General features: G+C 34.8%; 18 protein-coding genes and 1 other RNA gene. 11 read left to right on the top strand and 8 right to left on the bottom strand.

Going from position 1 to position 18424, the window contains the following annotated elements:
- Window positions 1-12: 12 nt before the first annotated feature.
- From AABL87_RS06145 to AABL87_RS06120, 6 genes are all read right to left on the bottom strand, one after another.
- Window positions 13-2073 carry a S9 family peptidase gene (locus tag AABL87_RS06145; protein ID WP_016649810.1) on the bottom strand — a complete coding sequence of 687 codons (2061 nt, stop codon included), beginning with the start codon at window positions 2071-2073 and terminating at the stop codon, window positions 13-15.
- Window positions 2074-2238: 165 nt separating this feature from the next.
- On the bottom strand, window positions 2239-3630 hold the full coding sequence (locus tag AABL87_RS06140; RefSeq protein WP_006257018.1) for a S41 family peptidase: 1392 nt from the start codon (window positions 3628-3630) through the stop codon (window positions 2239-2241).
- A gap of 176 nt (window positions 3631-3806) precedes the next feature.
- Window positions 3807-5507, bottom strand: a complete 1701-nt coding sequence (locus AABL87_RS06135; protein ID WP_131540606.1) for a S41 family peptidase — start codon at window positions 5505-5507, stop codon at window positions 3807-3809.
- Window positions 5508-5808: 301 nt separating this feature from the next.
- Window positions 5809-6450, bottom strand: a complete 642-nt coding sequence (locus AABL87_RS06130) for a hydrolase (protein WP_006260719.1) — start codon at window positions 6448-6450, stop codon at window positions 5809-5811.
- A gap of 788 nt (window positions 6451-7238) precedes the next feature.
- On the bottom strand, window positions 7239-7781 hold the full coding sequence (locus tag AABL87_RS06125; RefSeq protein WP_006260718.1) for an NADPH-dependent FMN reductase: 543 nt from the start codon (window positions 7779-7781) through the stop codon (window positions 7239-7241).
- Window positions 7782-7794: 13 nt separating this feature from the next.
- Window positions 7795-8112, bottom strand: a complete 318-nt coding sequence (locus tag AABL87_RS06120) for a GNAT family N-acetyltransferase (protein ID WP_006263024.1) — start codon at window positions 8110-8112, stop codon at window positions 7795-7797.
- A 503-nt stretch (window positions 8113-8615) separates the two neighbouring features.
- Here AABL87_RS06120 and AABL87_RS06115 point away from each other — a divergent pair.
- From AABL87_RS06115 to AABL87_RS06085, 7 genes are all read left to right on the top strand, one after another.
- Entirely contained in the window at window positions 8616-8939 is a 324-nt protein-coding gene (locus tag AABL87_RS06115; RefSeq protein WP_006257023.1) for a YbaB/EbfC family nucleoid-associated protein, read from the top strand.
- Window positions 8940-8943: 4 nt separating this feature from the next.
- Entirely contained in the window at window positions 8944-9705 is a 762-nt protein-coding gene (locus tag AABL87_RS06110) for a DUF4369 domain-containing protein (protein ID WP_006260716.1), read from the top strand.
- A gap of 44 nt (window positions 9706-9749) precedes the next feature.
- Window positions 9750-10322, top strand: coding sequence for a Crp/Fnr family transcriptional regulator (locus AABL87_RS06105; RefSeq protein ID WP_253113692.1), 573 nt, complete (start codon window positions 9750-9752; stop codon window positions 10320-10322).
- A gap of 83 nt (window positions 10323-10405) precedes the next feature.
- Entirely contained in the window at window positions 10406-11410 is a 1005-nt protein-coding gene (gene cobT, locus AABL87_RS06100) for a nicotinate-nucleotide--dimethylbenzimidazole phosphoribosyltransferase (protein ID WP_253113689.1), read from the top strand.
- Window positions 11407-12183, top strand: coding sequence for an adenosylcobinamide-GDP ribazoletransferase (locus AABL87_RS06095; protein WP_253113687.1), 777 nt, complete (start codon window positions 11407-11409; stop codon window positions 12181-12183). Before cobT ends, AABL87_RS06095 begins: the two co-directional genes overlap by 4 nt.
- Window positions 12168-12728 carry a histidine phosphatase family protein gene (locus AABL87_RS06090; RefSeq protein ID WP_006260712.1) on the top strand — a complete coding sequence of 187 codons (561 nt, stop codon included), beginning with the start codon at window positions 12168-12170 and terminating at the stop codon, window positions 12726-12728. Before AABL87_RS06095 ends, AABL87_RS06090 begins: the two co-directional genes overlap by 16 nt.
- 86 nt (window positions 12729-12814) lie before the next feature.
- A complete protein-coding gene (locus tag AABL87_RS06085; RefSeq protein WP_253113683.1) occupies window positions 12815-13231 on the top strand; it encodes an SRPBCC domain-containing protein in 417 nt (138 codons plus the stop codon).
- 33 nt (window positions 13232-13264) lie between these two features.
- On the opposite strand, the gene AABL87_RS06080 is transcribed toward AABL87_RS06085, so the two are convergent.
- Window positions 13265-14023, bottom strand: a complete 759-nt coding sequence (locus AABL87_RS06080) for a hypothetical protein (RefSeq protein ID WP_006266460.1) — start codon at window positions 14021-14023, stop codon at window positions 13265-13267.
- Between the two features lie 104 nt (window positions 14024-14127).
- On the bottom strand, window positions 14128-15894 hold the full coding sequence (locus AABL87_RS06075; RefSeq protein ID WP_341277080.1) for a M23 family metallopeptidase: 1767 nt from the start codon (window positions 15892-15894) through the stop codon (window positions 14128-14130).
- A gap of 112 nt (window positions 15895-16006) precedes the next feature.
- Here AABL87_RS06075 and AABL87_RS06070 point away from each other — a divergent pair, with 112 nt between their 5' ends.
- From AABL87_RS06070 to rny, 4 genes are all read left to right on the top strand, one after another.
- The gene (locus tag AABL87_RS06070) at window positions 16007-16297 is read left to right on the top strand and encodes a hypothetical protein (protein ID WP_006257032.1); all 291 of its coding nucleotides are present in this window, start codon (window positions 16007-16009) and stop codon (window positions 16295-16297) included.
- A 7-nt stretch (window positions 16298-16304) separates the two neighbouring features.
- Window positions 16305-16613 (top strand): cell division protein ZapA, encoded by a 309-nt coding sequence (locus AABL87_RS06065; RefSeq protein ID WP_006257033.1) that lies wholly within the window; start codon window positions 16305-16307, stop codon window positions 16611-16613.
- Between the two features lie 58 nt (window positions 16614-16671).
- Window positions 16672-16779: non-coding RNA, 6S RNA (gene ssrS, locus AABL87_RS06060), on the top strand.
- Between the two features lie 53 nt (window positions 16780-16832).
- The gene (gene rny, locus AABL87_RS06055; RefSeq protein ID WP_006257034.1) at window positions 16833-18395 is read left to right on the top strand and encodes a ribonuclease Y; all 1563 of its coding nucleotides are present in this window, start codon (window positions 16833-16835) and stop codon (window positions 18393-18395) included.
- Window positions 18396-18424: the final 29 nt, after the last annotated feature.

Here is an 18424-nt window from a genome sequence, read left to right as displayed (position 1 = left end):
AAAACAAAGAGACTACTCTTTTATCCCTTCTAAATCGAACATGAAAGCAAACTCTTTTGCGACCTCTTTTAAAGCCTCAAAACGTCCTGAAGCTCCTCCATGTCCTGCCTCCATATTCGTGTCTAAATACAGTTGCTTATCATTCGTTTTCATCACACGTAACTTAGCTACCCACTTCGCTGGCTCCCAATATTGTACTTGAGAATCGTGTAACCCTGTTGATACATACATATTCGGATAATCTTGAGCGACTACATTATCTATTGGAGAATAAGACAGCATATAGTCATAATACTCTTTCTCATTCGGATTTCCCCATTCATCATACTCTCCTGTTGTCAATGGTATTGTATCATCCAGCATAGTCGTCATCACATCTACGAAAGGTACTTGAGCAATAACTCCATTGTATAAATCAGGGCGTTTATTCACCACTACTCCCATTAATAAACCTCCTGCTGAGCCACCTTCTGCATATAAATGTTCTGGAGAAGTATACCCTTCAGCAATCACGTGCTCTGAACAAGCGATAAAATCGTCAAATGTATTCCACTTCTCTAATAGCTTACCATCTTCATACCATTGACGTCCCATATCTTCACCTCCGCGAATATGCGCTATCGCATAGATAAATCCTCTATCTAATAAGCTTAGACGAGTAGTAGAGAAATAAGGCTCCATCGAATATCCGTATGATCCATATGCATATTGTAAGAATGGATTAGTACCATCTTTCTTCATCCCCTTTTTATACACGATAGACATCGGAACTTTAACTCCGTCTTTTGCAGTTGCCCAGATTCGTTCTTCTACATAATTATTCTTATCGAAAGTCCCTAATACTTCTTGTTCCTTCTTCACTTCTTTCTCACGCGTACGCATATTAAAGTCAATTACAGAAGAAGGCGTATTCATAGACTGGTATCCATAGCGTAGTATCTCTGTATCGAAGTCTAAATTCGTACCTGTATACGCATTATAGGTCTCACTCTCAAATGGTAGATAATACGCCTCTTGGCTATCATCCCAAGGTTGAATCTTCAAATGAACTAATCCATTAGATCGCTCAGAGATCACTAAGTAATCTTTAAAGATATCTACACCTTCTAACAGTACCTCTTCTCTGTGTGGGATAAGCTCTACCCAATGCTCCGCAGCAGTCTTATCCTCAGGACAACGCATCAACTTAAAATTATCTGCCTCATCTAGATTTGTCATGATATAGAAATGTCCATCGTAGTGTGAAATATTATACTCTACCTCACGCACTCTCTCTTGGAATACCCTAAACTCTCCATCAGGATTATGAGACTCTAAGATTCTGTACTCACTTGTCAACGTACTCTCACTTCCTATCACTAAATACTTGCGCGATTTCTCTTTAAAGATATGAGTATCAAAAGTATCATCCTCTTCGAAGTACACCATCACATCCTCTGTGATCGCAGTTCCTAATTTGTGTTTATAGATTTTATCTGCACGCAGTGTTACCTCATCTTTACGAGAGTAAAACAAAGTCTTATTATCAGCAGCCCAAGTAGAACTACCTGTTGTTTTCTCTATCGAGATAGGAGATATTTCTCCTGTTACTAAGTTCTTTACTTGCAGTGTGTATTCTCTACGAGATACAGTATCTACCCCAAAAGCAACCCATTGGTTATCTTCTGATACATTAATCCCTCTTAAATGAAAATAAGAGTGTCCTTCTGCCATCACATTACAGTCAAACATGATCTCTTCATCAGCCTCTAAGCTTCCTTGTTTACGAGAAAATATAGGGTAATCTTTTCCTTTCTCAAATCGAGTGATATAATAATATCCGTTGTAGAAATAAGGTACAGAACTATCGTCCTCTTTTATTCTGCTCTTCATCTCTTCAAACAAGTCTGCTTGGAAAGCCTTAGTATGTGCAGTCTGTCCTTCATAGTATGCATTCTCAGCATTTAGGTAATCGATCACTTCTTGATCTTCTCTATTGTTTAACCAGAAGTAGTTATCGATACGTGTATGATTGTGTGCTGTTAACTCGTGAGGTCTCACTGTAGCTATTGGCGCTTGTATATCTTTATTCATTTTCAAATGTTAAAACACAAAAGTAAGGTTTTAATATTTAAATAAATGTTAGCATGGTTTAAATGAATACTAATGACCTACTCGTCCATTTATTGACTCAACTGAGTAGAAACAAAAAAGCCAAAGACTCCCATCTTTGGCTTTTCTATATCGTTGTATTAATCTCTATTTCTTCAAGAGTTCTAATGCTAAATTCATCTCAGCATCTTGTGCTTGCTGTAATCCCTTTTGGAAATCATCTGCTTTAATAGTATGATTAGGCAATACTCCTCTACAAGTGCGATCTTTATTTGCTATTGCATTAAAGAATACCTCACTTCTAGGCAATGATAATACAGATTCTGTATTCGGTAATTTATAACTTAAAAACCAGGCTGCCGTTGTAAAGTCACTACAACTTCTAGTCTCCTGACCTACGATATCACCACGCTTATTCAATTGGAACAAATGTGCAAAATAAGCTGCTGCTGATACAGTATTATTATTTGACAATAAAACTACTTTACCTGTAAACGCATTTTTATCCTGTGGGTAATTCTCTACATAAGAATCGTCTAGACGACTGTTTCCATAATAAAACTGATCTTCTTCATTATAATCAAATCGCTGACTCATAAAGTTGTCTTGGCTAATAATATCAGCTGTATTTGCCAACTTACCATTTCCATCCAATAGATTCTCTTTCATATTCACTTTAGGAACTCTAGTCGCATATTTATAAATATTTTTAAAACTCTTCTCTGGACTAATAAAAGAATAAAACAAAGGAATATTAGACAATAGACCTCCTCCATTATCACGAATATCAACCACTAGCTTTTTAATATTCTTGTCTTTGATGTCTTGAAATACGTTGTTCAAGATATAATAAGCATATGTCTCTGATACACTAAATGTTGTTATTTTCAAAATATAAGTATCATCATTTAATGGATATCCATAGATCCCTTTAGAGAAGGCAACAGTACTCAGTGGTAGAACACTCTTCTGAGCATGATACTCATAGTCATTAAAGTTCACTGCTTTCAGCGTTATCGTCTTAGGGGTTGCCTCCACAGTTTCTTTATACTCAATGATAAACTCTTTGGCTTCTGGAAATATTAAAGAAGCATAATTAGAGAAATTCTTATTAGAACTAGCCTCTACTCCTCCATCTACCTTATTCGGTATTTTATTCAATAAGTCAGCAATACTTACATTATTTACTTTGATAATCTCAGCTCCCATCGGGATATCTAGAGTGTACTGATTAACGAACACTCTATTGTCATATACACTAGTCGCAATAGGAAAGAAATGACTGACCTTAATATAATCCTCATAAATAATATCATCCATCTCAATACTTGAATGAGCATCACGTATTAATGCAACAGGGTTACATAAGACAAAATTCTCTAAAATTGGCTTTTGCTCTAAAGTATGACGTAGTTCCTTTACCTTCTTATCAAATTCTTTTTCTGTTATAAATCGAAATGGATTAGGATGCTGTTCTTTTATTGCCTTAACTACAAAATCAAAATCAGCTAAGTAATTATCTTTAGTAAAGTCTTTCACTTTTTTCTACCCAAATGCAAAAACCTGTAAAAATAAAACCATTATTACTATAATACCTCGAAGTTTTATCATGTTTTTATTTATTTAAATATCAAAAAGCAAATATAATAACTTAACTAACCTCATCTAAAGAATATTTTTAATTAATCTAAAAAAACACTCTTTAGCAGTTTGTCTTACTTACCTAAACTCTTTTTATTAATTAAGTCCACTGCGTACTGTATCATCCCATACGCATTATAATCATTTGCTGATTCAGATACTATATGATCTATCTTTAAACCATTTCGGTGCACATTATACTCTTTATCATTTGGGTAGAAAGCTCCATAACCTGAGAAGTCTATTGTAGTATCATCTTTTAAAAGTACCCGTACACGATTAGTCACAGCTCCTCCTGTCTGCTTACCTATAGTAATACATCTTGGTGCCTGCTGAATCCCCATTCCCATATATTCAGCAGCACTCAGCGTAGTATGATCCACAAGTAGGACTACAGTTCCTTTATAATAATCTTTATTCTCATTGCCCGCCTTGAAAGGATCTATAATCTTAGCAATGCCCACCTTACTATCCCATTCTCCTAACGCTGGCCCATACCAACCTAATGCTTTAAAAAAAGTAGTTCTATGAGGTAATAGGTAAGATGTAATAAGCTCTGGGCTTATATTCTCAGGATAATTACGTAGATCTAAGATAATACTCTGCTTACTACTATTAGCCTTAAAGAAACTCTTCAGTCTTTTCTTTGTCGCTCTACCTAGATGAAGATATCCTATATCATCACCTAACTCAGGAGCTTTCTGTTCTTTAAAAAGTGACTTTATTGTTTTAAAATTCTTAAACTCTTCTCCCTTTAATAGAGGAACCGTTCTTTCTATAATCTCTCCACTTTTCTTTTTTATACTTACTGTCATTGATTCTTGATCTCCTAAAGCAGGAAAATAAAAACTCTCAAATCTTTTTAAATAATTGGGATTAGATACACTTACATATTTTCCTATTGTACTTTCTCTATAGTCCTTTACAGACTTTCCTTCGACTCTAAAAATCACATCTCCTAGCTCTATATTACTCTCTTTAGCCTCGATAGGGTCATAAATAGTCGTTATCACTAAGGAGTCATTTATATTTTTGGTTCCATAGGTACTAAAACGTTTAACTTTAGTATTCAGATAATAGCTTGCTTGATAGTCACTATGTGAATCATTTAACTTTACGAAAAGCTCATCTTTCAGATACTCAAATTCTATTCCTTCAGTCGTATTAAACCTCGGAACGAACTCAGTCAACACCTCATCCCATGGTGTATCAGCTAGATATATATTCACATTCCCATAACGGATACTATTCCAAAAAGAAGATAAAAACAGCATACGGTGGCTTTCATTCCCATTGCTAAAATTAGGCAACGCCTTTTCGTGATCAAATTTTACGATAGAAGATATTTTACGATTAGTTAGATAATACTTACCATAATTAGTATTGTCTTTTAAGTCTGTCAAAATAGACTTTAATTCCTTATCATAGAGGTCACTGTTTATCCATTCAAACCTAGCATTAACTGTAAATAATTTATCTTCACTTACTTTAATACCATCCTTTTTTAGAGGATGTTTAGAAGAGTCAAACTGTTTTATCCATTGCTTTAAGAAGGTATTTAAAGCCTCTTCGTTCTTTATCGTTTCTAGAGTAGTATATGCTTTTAAGAATTCTTGATCCATATCATAACCACCTCTACTTACATTAGGATGTTTATACTTGACTAATCCCCATACATATATTAGACTTTCAGAACTTACCTCTTTCAACTCTCTTTGCTGAGCAAAAGAAACAGTACAAATCAATAGTGTAAACAGTGCAAAAAATTTCTTCATTATATCATTAGTTAGATGTTTAGTATCTAAATATATTGATAACTCCACAGAGCTTTTAAGCTATTAACACTAAAATAACTTTGCTATTTACTGTCAATCAATCACCTATAAAAGAGAAAAGGTCAGAAACATACGTCTCTGACCTTTTCGAAAATAACTGAATAACTAAATAACTCCACACCTTACAGTGTGTATAAACCTCGTTTTTTAAAAGCGATTAGAACTCGTGCTTTATTGACTTATAACGCTAATAAAAAAGTAAATAAACACGCGTATTCTAACCTCTATGTACAGCTAAGGATTACTCCGCTAGATCATATCCAAACTGAATACCTGCTGTACCTCCTAGTTCTGTAAATAACTTCATGAATCCTTCTGCAGTTTCTGTACGATTCCAGTCACGTTGTAATTCACAGAATAATTGTACTACGCTAATTGGTTTAGCACCTGCCTGTACCATTCTCATAATTGCGGCATCATGTGCCTCTTTAGAAGTACCACCTACAGCATCTACCACGATATATACCTCGTATCCTTCTTGTAACGCATCCATCACTGGGAATGTAAGACATGCTTCTGTCCACAGTGCTGTCATGATTAATTTTTTTCTACCTGTAGCTTTTACAGCCTCTACGAACTCCTTATCTTCCCATGAGTTAATCGTCGTTCTATCATAAGAAGGCACGCCTTCTAAGTGTTTTCTTAGTTGAGGAACAGTCTCTTTATTTAATCCTGTTTTTACATTCACTGTAGATAGAATGATAGGCATATCATACAGTTTAGCTGCATTTACAGTTCCTCTAATATTGTTTAGTAGTAACTGTCTATCCATAGAAGCGATAGAATTTACTTGTACTGGTTGATAATCAATAACGATTAATGCTGCGTTCTCACCTGTTAATAAGTGATCTTGTTTTTTGTCTCTAATTGGTAAACTTGCCATAACTTTATTTTTTTACTATTTAATCATGATGCATTCACTTCTAGTCTCTCTGTCTTATAGTCTCTCTTTTATTGGAGATAAAACAGTGTTCGCTAGAAGAAAATGAAATGTTATACACTGTAATTAAAAAAGAATACAGACTGTATTTATAAGGCCTTTTATAAATTCAATAAATGATAGTCTAACTCCCTTTCTGATTACAAGTATAAAATTATCACATCCTCTCCCAAAATCACTTAACCTAGATTAACAAAGGATTTTCAAGCAACTTTACTACTATGCTTACACTGCTAAAACTTCACTTTATCTCTTCTACCGCCCTCTATTATATGACCTAATATTCTCTTCTCATCTTATTCTTTTGTTTACAGCACATTCTAGGAGAATAGTTGATATATAAAAGGAGCATTCTTCGACAAACAAGTCCTCTACTCCACTAATCTCGAGGTATTGTCCATGAATTGTCGAAGGAATTCGCTTCAAGTGCCGTAAATACTACGGTCAGCAGGTATAGTGCATAATGAGGTACAACACACATAAAACATATAACAAACTAATAAACAATAACTTAAATTAAAAACAGCAATTAATAGGCTTAAAAAAACAGGTATCTTTTTTCGATTAGATAGTTCAATACCCATTAAATTAGGCTGAAAAACAAAAAAAAGTATCTTCTAAAAAGACTTTTAAGTATATAAATTGCCCAAAAAAGAAATTAAAAAACAAAAAAAAGGTCAAAGATTATCTCTTTGACCTTTTATATTATTCACTAAGTATATATCCTTACTTTATACAGCTACTTCATTTAATTCACTTCTATACTTTTCGATTTTCTCTTTTAGTTCTGCTGCGAGCTCACCATTTATAATACCATTCACCTCATCAAAATTTTCATAATACTTAGGCAATGCAAAGCTGTCCTTTACTTGTCCTCCAAAAGAAGGAAACACCGTCTTAGCAAGGTTTAATGAATTCTGACCTCCATATCCTCCTGGTGAAGTAGACATTAAGAACATCGGTCGTTCTTGGAATAGCTTTAACTCTATTCTAGAACACCAATCAAACAAGTTTTTAAAACAAGCTGTCCAGTTGCGATTGTGTTCAGACATAGAGCAGATGATAGCATCAGACTGCTTTATCTTTTCTAAGAATAACTTCGCTCCTTCTGGAAAACCTTGTTTCTCTTGATCTACAGAAAATGGAGGTACTTTATAGTCATTCAGATCTATCACTTCCACTTCTCCTGCTGGGAACAAAGGCACGGTATACTCAACTAACTTTTTATTAATAGAAGTACTCGATGTACTTGCTGCAAATCCTAATATTCTCATAGCTTATTTATTGTTATAGTTTATCGTATGCAGGAAACGCTCTAGATACTATTCTCTTCCATTCTGGATGACGCTTAATATAAGCATATACTAACGGACATAATGGGTACAGCTCATAGTTATGCTCTTCTATATACATCAGACTCTTCTCGATCAGAGCAGTAGCCACTCCTCTACCTGCTAGCTCTTCTGGGCTCTCTGTATGAATAAGTTTGATAATATTACCTTCTTCAGCATAATCTATAAATGCAGTATACCCATCTACTGTTAATTCAAAACGGTTAGTATCAGCATTTTTATTTACTTCTAAATTTACAAATTCTTCTTTCATATCCTATACGTTTACGTGGTTAATTCTACTCTATTACAAAATTAGAACTAATTCTCTTCTACTAGACTTGACCTAGATTAAGTTTATTGTACTTTTCTACACAAAGATCATACCTATCTATCCCGTACTAATATAATTTTAACACCGTCGAAATCTCTTTGTTTAAAAGACTTTTTAACTACTCAAAGAAAGAAAACCAACTTTTTATCTCAATAAAAAACATAAATTTTCATGTATTTGTATTTTTTGGCACGATATATGTAAAACACATATCACAACAAAAACAACAAAACTTTCTTTTTCTTAAGTGACCTGGTTACCCCCAAATAACTAGGTCACTTTTTTTATATCCTATTGACTACTGCGTTTTGATAGCCATAAATTCCCTCATACACTGTTATAATATAGAATATCCTTCAGTTGTTATTAACTATTCTATAACAAAATCATTTATCTTAAAAAGATTTTAATATTTTTGCGCCACTAACTAAAATGTATTTAACATGTTTGGAGACTTAATGGGCATGATGGGTAAACTACAAGAGACCCAAGCTAAGATAGAAGAAACAAAGAAGAGATTAGACACCGTATTAGTAGATGATCAGAGTAATGATGGGTTACTACAAGTAACGATGACTGCTAATAGAACTATTCGTTCTTTATCTATCAGTGATGAACTAATGGAGGACAAAGAACAACTAGAAGATTACTTAGTCATGGTACTTAACCGTGCTATCGAAAAAGCGTCTGCTATCAATGAGGCAGAATTAGCTGCGGCTGCTAAAGATGGAATGCCGAATATCCCTGGACTAGATCTATTTAAATAATATTATGAAAAAAATTGTTTGTGCTCTTTTACTTGCTACTGGAGCGTTATTCGTGTCTTGTAATAAAGAAGAAACTAAGGGGAACCTTACTGTTACTGGAAAAGTAGATGGATTTAAACAAGGTAAGTTATACCTATTTCAGATTCAAGATACTATATTTAAAGCAATAGATTCATTAAATGTAAAAGGAGATGCTAACTTTAAGTTTGACTTAAATATTGACTCTCCTGAAGTATTCTATTTAACCTTAGACCGCGGTCATTCTAACTCTCAGGATAATCAGATTATGTTCTTCGCTGAACCTGGAAAAATGACAATCAATACTACACTTAAGAATTTCTATAGTGATGCTAAGGTAACTGGATCGAAATCTCAAGAGGTGTATGATGAATACTTAAAAACACGTTCGTTAATCACAGATAAACAGAATGGTCTATTAGTAGACATCTTTAATGCTGAAAAAGAACAAAACGCTGCCAAAAAAGACAGCCTTAATAACTTATCTAAGAAACTTACCATCAGAAAGTATCTTAATGCTGTAAACTTTGCTATTAATCATAAAGACTCTGATGCGAGTCCTTATATCGCATTGACAGATTTATACAACGCTCATACTAAGTTATTAGACACGATCTATAACTCTCTATCTCCTGAAGTAACTGCTCGTAAATACGGAAAGCAACTGAATGAGTATATCAAAGAGAGAAAAGAATCAGAAGCACAAGTGACGACTACTCAGAATACAACTACTGAAGTTCAAGAATAATCAAAAAACGCCTTATAGGCGTTTTTTTTGTATGTTTACTATCCATGTCATTAGCTATTCAATTACAACAATCCTTACAGCTCTCTACAGAAGAAACTTCTATAGCAGAAGAGCTATTCTATACTATACAATTCAATAGAGGTGAGACTATTATTACTCCTCTTCAGAAGAGTGCTCCTCTGTACTATATAACAGAAGGGTATATCCGTATCTATGCTCTAGTAGATGATAAAGAGGTCACACAGTGGATCAGTGGAGCGGGCTACTTTATGACTGATCTGTCTAATTGGTTATTTGACACCCCTATTAAGTGGACAATAGAAGCGCTTACACCTGTCACAGCGCTATGCATCACTCCTACAGACTATAAAGAATTAGCAACACAGATACCTAATTGGGCAGAAAAAGAGAGAGGTTTCATCGGACATTGTTTCACACAGATGGAAAATAGAATATTTCAATTCATCTCTTTAACAGCAGAGCAACGCTACCTTCACTTCATGGAGCAATTTGGTTTCTTATTTAATGAAGTGCCTCATCAATATATCGCCTCTATGCTAGGTATGACACCCGAAACACTGAGCAGAATAAGAAAAAAAGCAGTAACACTTCGATAATCAAGTTAGTTAAGCCTGCTATCCTCTTCGTTGTGGGAACTATACTAATTCTATTATATTTGTGTGAACCAAAACACTATAAAATGAATTTTGAACAACAACTACAAACGAAGATAGACTTAAAGACAAAACCTCTACAAGCACTAGGACTATTAGAAAAGATAGCTTATAAAATAGGAAAGGTACAACAGACCCTGACACCTAGTCTAGTATCTCCTACCATCATCGTATTCGCAGCTGATCATGGCTTAGCAAAAGAAGGTGTGAGTGCTTATCCTGCTGAAGTAACTTATCAGATGGTACTTAACTTTCTAAATCACGGTGCTGCAATCAATGTATTCTGTAAGCAACACAACATCAATCTAAAAGTAGTAGATGCTGGTGTGAGTAAAGACTTTGCCCCTCATCCTGACTTAATCCAAGCTAAAGCAGGTCATGGTACACATAATATGATCTCTGGCCCAGCTATAACTAAAGAAGAACTAGCCTTCTGCTTCACTTCTGGAGAGCAAATAGTGAAAGATATCGCTGCTACAGGAACTAATATTATAGGATTCGGAGAAATGGGAATAGGGAATACTTCTTCTGCTTCTCTGCTGATGAGTTCTCTATTAGATCTACCTATAGATAAATGTGTAGGGAGAGGAACTGGTCTAGATGATGAAGGATTAAAAAGAAAAAAAGATATCCTTACCAAGATTATCAATACTCATCCAAAACCTGCGAATGCGAAAGATGCTCTAGAACAATATGGAGGATACGAGATCGCTCAGATGTGTGCTGCTATGCTAGAAGCTTACAGACATAATATGATCATATTAGTAGATGGCTTTATCGCATCGAGTGCATTCTTATGCGCGGCTAACTTAGAGCCAATGATAACCGGTAATGCAATCTTCTGCCATAAATCTGATGAGATAGGTCATCACCTATTGATTCGCTCTTTTAATGAACAGGCAATTCTAGATATGAACTTACGCCTAGGAGAAGGTACTGGGTGTGCTCTAGCATATCCTCTTATACAAAGTGCTGTAGCATTCTTAAACGAAATGGCTAGTTTCGAATCTGCAAATGTTTCTAACAAATGATCCGAAAAGAGCTCACTTACTTTCTGACGGCTGTCATGTTCTTTACGAGAATACCTATTCCTTTTAAAGTACCTTATAGCCATGAGATCATGAATAAGTCTCAGAAATATTTCCCTCTGATAGGTTATCTAGTAGGCGGCATGGCAATACTCGTCTATTGGGCTACCTCCTATTTATTCTCTGCAGATATAGCTATCGTACTCTCTATGGTGAGCACAGTATTACTGACTGGGGCATTTCATGAAGATGGATTTACAGATGTCTGTGATTCTTTTGGCGGTGGATATGGCAAGGAGAAGATTATGACGATTATGAAAGATAGTCGTATAGGAGCGTATGGTGTCATCGGTATTGTTTTATTACTTCTGTTGAAGTTTCTTGCCTTGCATAATATTGCCGAGTTATCTACTTCCTTTTTACTTGTAGTGATGCTAAATGGGCATACCACGAGTAGATTTCACGCTGCTACAGCTATATATACTCATCGATATGTAAGAGATACAGATGACAGTAAGTCTAAACCGATGGCTAATCAAAAGCTGTCTTATTCATCCTTACTGTTTTCTCTGATTCTAGCGATCATCCCTTACATCCTATTTGACAACTGGTTATTTATCATAGCTTTTTTTGTTAGCTACATTGGTAAAATGTACCTGACGATGTACTTTAAAAAACATATAGGCGGATATACTGGTGACTGTCTTGGCACGATACAGCAAGTATGTGAAGTCTTATTTTACTTAACAACACTAACACTATGGAAATTTTTGTAATCCGTCATACGAAAGTAGACGTTCCCCCTGGCCACTGTTATGGACAGACTGATGTCAATCTACTCAATGACTATCCTGATGAAATAACTACCTTCAGAGATAGAATCCCAAATGACATCGACACGGTTATCTCTAGTCCTCTAAAGAGGTGTACTTTTATAGCCGATCACTTCTCTCAATGGTACTCTACGGATGACAGACTCTTAGAAATGAGCTTCGGAGAATGGGAGATGAAAAAATGGGACGAAATACCAAAAGATGACTTACAAAACTGGATGGACAACCTCGCACAAACTTGTCCTCCTTACGGAGAAAGCTTATCTATAGTACAAGATAGAGTAGCTTCTTTCTTAGATGACTTGCGCAAAGCAGAGTATAAAAAAGTATTACTAGTCACTCATGCAGGACCGATAAGATGTATGTGGAACTACCTATTACAAACTCCAATCAACAACACCTTTAAAGTACCTGTAGATTATAATGAAGTCTTTCACTTTAATCTGGGAGCCACTCCTCAGGATGACTTTATTCTACAGAAAGCTTAGCTCCCTTATCTGATTACTTTTCTTGATAAATGTCAAGAGGTGATAAATAGAGATATACAACCTTTGTCTATCTAATTTACAATCTTATGACAATAGAAACGAGTATCACAATTAAAGCTACGAAGGAAGTAATATGGCAAGTATTAATGAGCTTCTCTGAATATCCTGAATGGAATCCTTTTATACTATCCATCACAGGTGAGCCAATAGTAGGCAGACAAATCAAGATTAGCCTGTCTACGATGAAGTTTAAGCCTATAATTCTAACTAATCAAAAAGAACAACTCCTTAGTTGGAAGGGAAAATTAGGAATAAAAGGGATATTCGATGGGCATCATCAATTCGAAATACAACAGCTAGATGAGCAACATTGTTTATTTATACATAGAGAGGACTTCAGTGGAATATTAGTTCCCCTATTCAAAAAGAAACTACAAACTGAAACTCAACAAGGCTTTGAAGCTATGAATATCGCTTTAAAGAACAGAGCTGAGAAGGCATAAAAAAACTCGTGAAGCAATTCACGAGTTTTGTTTTTATTTATCTACTTCTATTTCTGCATTGATATGAAGTGGGTCATAACTGATAACTTCCCAATCTTTACTCAACAAGTCAATATAGTAGTAGTTTACATTATCATCTTTGTCAAAAGCACCATTCTTATTGATATCTTCTATTGTTCTAAAGTACAATCTATTCTGACTATCAATAACTGTCCAATCTAACAATTCATGTAGATCAGCACTTAGCTTTTTAAAGTGTGTACCGTCTCCCCTACTAATATATAATGTCTTGATATCATTAGAATCTACCTTGCCATCTCTATTCGTATCTGCATCGAATAAGCTGTACACTAATATATTCTTTTTGGTCTTCTCTGCTATTGTATTAAGGTAAGATACATTCTGTATCTGCACTTTCTTATCTGTTAATGGTCTGATCTGTAAAGAGTCTTTATGTTGGAACATAAGGTTCTCTAGATACCCTGTTAGTTCAAAAGGCGCATAGTTAGATACGGTATAAGAAGTTTGATTTACTTTACTCATACCACTTTTAGAAGAATAGCTATATACTCTAATCTCTCCTATAGGATGAATCAGGTGGTCTGATTTTCCCATCAGAATAGGAAGATCGGCAATGCGAATATCTTCTGAACGGTCTCTTTCTTTTACCACTTCTGTCGTAGCAGCAGAGGTACCGTCTTCTTTATAAATAACTTTTGGTTTTTCGCCTTCTTGTTTACAAGCTGTTACTAAAACTAATGCGCTTAAAAACAGGGTTATTCTTACTTTCATAATAGAAAATTTAATACTTCAAAGATACATAATTAGTGTTTCTGTACACAACACTACTTTGGCATTTTTTCAACAAAGCTTTATCAGTTATTATACGAGATCTACTATCCTCTGAAGAAGTGTGATTCAAAGGTTCCTTCGTTTCCTACATTATCTTTTATCTTAATCACTACATCGTTTCGTCCTTTTACTACTTTACCATCACTAAACTTGTGAACAATCTTACGTGTCTTGTAGTCATAATCCAATAATATCCAATTGCCATTGATAAAACCTGTAATGGTATTAATCCCTGACAGATCATCTTTAATCAAGAAAGAGATCTGAGATTCTTTAGTTAACCACTGCCCTTCTGTGAAACTTGGTTTCTCAATAACAGGCGCTTTTTCATCCACTAAAATTTTATAATCTCCAAAGCTCTTAGTATAGATCGTCCACAGATCACCTTTCTTAGCCGTTTTAAAGTAATCTCTTCTACCTCCATCTACTCTAGCAATAAATGCTTTATCACGATTAGAGATATTCATAGAAGACGTGTCAAATGATACCAGAATATTCTTAGCTAAAGGAACAACAGGTTTGTGCAATTTTAATACATCATCTTCTACAGACATATCCATCAAGAAGTCATTGTAAAATGTCTTAATAGGGAAACTCACTGTTACGTTCTTCTTCTCAAAAATATAATCTCTATCTGTAACTATCTTGTATTCTCCTTTTGCCTCTGACTTCTTCACTTTAGCAGTAGCGTCTGTATATTCTACAGGAATATTGATCGTTTTCTTATTCCCGTGATAATCTGACAACACAATACTATAGTTATAGTTCTGCCCACTCTTAACAGTAACAATCCCTTTAGTAGGATCTACTTTTAAGACTGATAAGTTATAAGGTTTCTCATAAAACAGTTTTTGTACTTTTTTCTTTGTTGAAACATAGCGTTCATAGTCAATTAAAGCATTGACATAACCCGTCTCAGAAAAAGAAAAAGTATCAAATTTATAAGAAAACATAGCCTTTCCATTCACAAAAGTCTCTACCATATACACCCCATTTTTATTTGTATTAAAATTAGCTGTATCGTGAATATCTATTCCAAAACTAATATCTCCTCTAGCCTTGACGGGAGAGGTCAAAAAAGTACCATCACTCTGTGTCACATAAGATAACTGCTGCGGAGTCTCATTATCATTAGCCATAGCTCCAACACCAACAGGGTATACATAAAGCCCATTAACGGTAGGTGCTTGAGTATCTGTTAACAATTTATCCATTCCTTCTTTTAAAGGATTAATGATATTCTGTGTCTTTGTGTCACGAATCTCATAGTGAAGGTGAGGTCCACCAGATCCACCTGTATTCCCGGTATATGCAATGATTTGACCTTTCTTTACCAAAACTTCATTCTTACGAGGGAAAATCTCTATCTCAAAGTTCTTCTCTGCATAATGTCTATTTAACACAAGAGTAGCAATATCCCCTGCATAAGAATCTAGATGTCCATAAACAGTAGTCTGTCCATTAGGATGATCAATATACAGAGCCTTACCGTATCCCCAAGTTGACACTTTGATACGAGATACATAACCATCTGCAGGAGCATAAACTGGCAAGCCAATTCTCTGTTGTGTCTTTATATCAAGACCTGTATGGAAATGAGTACCTCTTAACTCTCCAAAATTACCTGAGGCATGTATGCTTATATTTAAAGGACTATCAAAGGTTTCGGTATTCTGTGCATACGCAAAAGTTCCTAATACACTTAAAAAAAGACTAGGTAGTATTCTTACTTTCATAATTTTTAAAACATTTCTGCTAAAATACATAATAACCCTAGAAAAAATAGTATTATCTCTAAAAATGAAACACATAGCTAAAAGCTGTTTAAAGAAAAAGATAAATAACCTTTTTTTTTACAGAAAACTTTTTTAAATTTAAATACTAATTGTAACTTTGTTGAAAGGATAGTGAATAACAAGTATAATGAGCGAGCTAACTGATATTATTAATTCTTTAGAGGTAAAGTTTGCTAAACTTATGCAAAGGCTAAGTGTCTTGGAAGCAGAGAACAAACAGTTAAAAACTAGTTTGGAGCAAGCTCAAAAAGAGATTCTTAAAAATGAGGAGCAATTAGACTCTATTTATAAAAAATATGAGTCAATACAATTAGCTAATTCACTATTGGGCAGTGAAGAAAATAGAAGAGATACGAAACTCAAGATAAATTCATTGATTAAAGAGATAGATCAGTGTATAGCTCATCTCACAAAATAGGAGAAATATGAGTCAAAAAGATGAACAATTAAAAATAAAACTATCTATAGCTGATAGAGTATATCCACTTACGGTGGCTTATTCACAAGAGGAAGGACTGCGATCGGCATCGAAGAAGATAGATTTAATGATACATCAATTTGAGGAAAACTATGCTGTAAGAGATAAGCAAGATGTTCTAGCGATGTGTGCATTACAGTTCGCATCACAAAACGAACAAAAGACAATTGATACTACAGATAGTTATAACAAAGCTGTAGAACGTTTAATCAGGCTGGATGAAGCTTTAGATCGTGTGCTTTCTAAAAAAATATAACAATTCGTTCTTAACATAAGATACTAAAAATACTGCTCACATTAGTACTGTTTGATAAACTCAACACAAACAAATTAAAATGGGTGAATCTTTGCAACTAAAGCATGCTGCCTTGCGCAGATCCTTGAAAAGCAAGCTAACTCAAAACTTGTTAATAAGAGAGTTTACGCGACTCAAACTAATGTGGGCTTTTTTTATATATAATTTATAGAAACATTTATGGAAATACTAATGATCGTTGGGGGAATAATACTTGGTGCTGCGATAGGCTTCATGGTGGCGAAGTACCTTGAAAAAAACCATGCTTCCTCAATATTGTCTAATGCTCAAAACGAGGCCAAAACGATATTGCGTGATGCAAAGACTGATGGAGAGGCAATTAAAAAAGAGAAAATATTACAAGCTAAAGAAAAGTTTATAGAGTTAAAATCTGAACATGAACAAGTAATCTTAGCTCGTGATAAGAAGATGGCGGAGGCTGAGAAAAGAACTAGAGATAAAGAATCTCAAATTTCAAGTGAATTAGCTAAAGCAAAGAAAGCAAATGATGAAAGTGAGAAAAAAGTTGCTGAATACAGTACTAAACTTGAAATCATTGAAAAGAAACAAGAAGAGGTAGATAGACTTCACCGTTCTCAAGTAGAACAATTAGAAATCATCTCTGGTCTTACAGCTGAAGAAGCAAAAGCTCAAATCGTAGAGAGTCTTAAAAATGAAGCAAAAGCAAATGCTATGGCTTCAATACAAGAAACTATCGAAGAAGCTAAACTTACAGCTCAACAAGAGGCTAAAAAGATTATTATCAATACTATTCAACGCATCGGTACAGAAGAAGCTGTAGAAAACTGCGTGTCTGTATTCAACATCGAGTCTGATGATGTAAAAGGTAGAATCATTGGTAGAGAAGGTAGAAACATTAGAGCTATAGAGGCTGCTACTGGAGTAGAAATTATTGTAGATGATACTCCTGAGGCTATTATCCTATCTTGCTTTGACCCTGTTAGAAGAGAGATTGCTCGTCTATCTCTACACAGATTAGTAACAGATGGTCGTATTCACCCTGCTCGTATCGAAGAAGTAGTAGCTAAAACGACTAAACAAATCGATGAAGAAATTATCGAAATAGGTAAGAGAACTGTTATTGATTTAGGTATTCACGGTCTACACCCTGAACTAATCAAAATAGTAGGTAGAATGAAATACCGTTCTTCTTATGGACAAAACTTACTACAACACTCACGTGAAGTAGCTAAATTATGTGGATTAATGGCAGCAGAGTTAGGCTTAAATGTTAAGTTAGCTAAACGTGCTGGGTTACTTCACGATATCGGTAAAGTACCAGAAACAGAAAGTGAATTACCACACGCCATCCTAGGTATGCAGTGGGCAGAAAAATACGGAGAGAAACCGGAAGTATGTAATGCAATAGGTGCCCACCACGATGAGATAGAAATGACTACATTAATCGCTCCGATTATCCAAGTATGTGATGCTATCTCAGGTGCTAGACCAGGTGCTAGACGTCAAGTACTGGATTCATACATTCAACGTCTTAAAGATCTAGAAAGTATAGCTAATGAATTCGGAGGAGTTAAAAACGCTTATGCTATTCAAGCAGGACGTGAATTACGTGTTATCGTAGAAAGTGAAAAAGTAACTGATGAAATGGCTGCTACTCTTTCTTTCGATATCTCTCAAAAAATCCAAACAGAAATGACTTATCCAGGTCAAGTGAAGATTACTGTAATTAGAGAAACTAGAGCAATCAATATTGCTAAATAATAAAGACTACAAGTCGTAAAAAAAGAGCT

This window comes from Myroides sp. C4067, assembly GCF_038039665.1.
GTDB classification, from domain to species: Bacteria; Bacteroidota; Bacteroidia; order Flavobacteriales; family Flavobacteriaceae; genus Flavobacterium; species Flavobacterium odoratimimum.
Note: the sequence above shows the minus strand (reverse complement) of the source record. Positions and strands in the feature narration are given on the sequence as shown.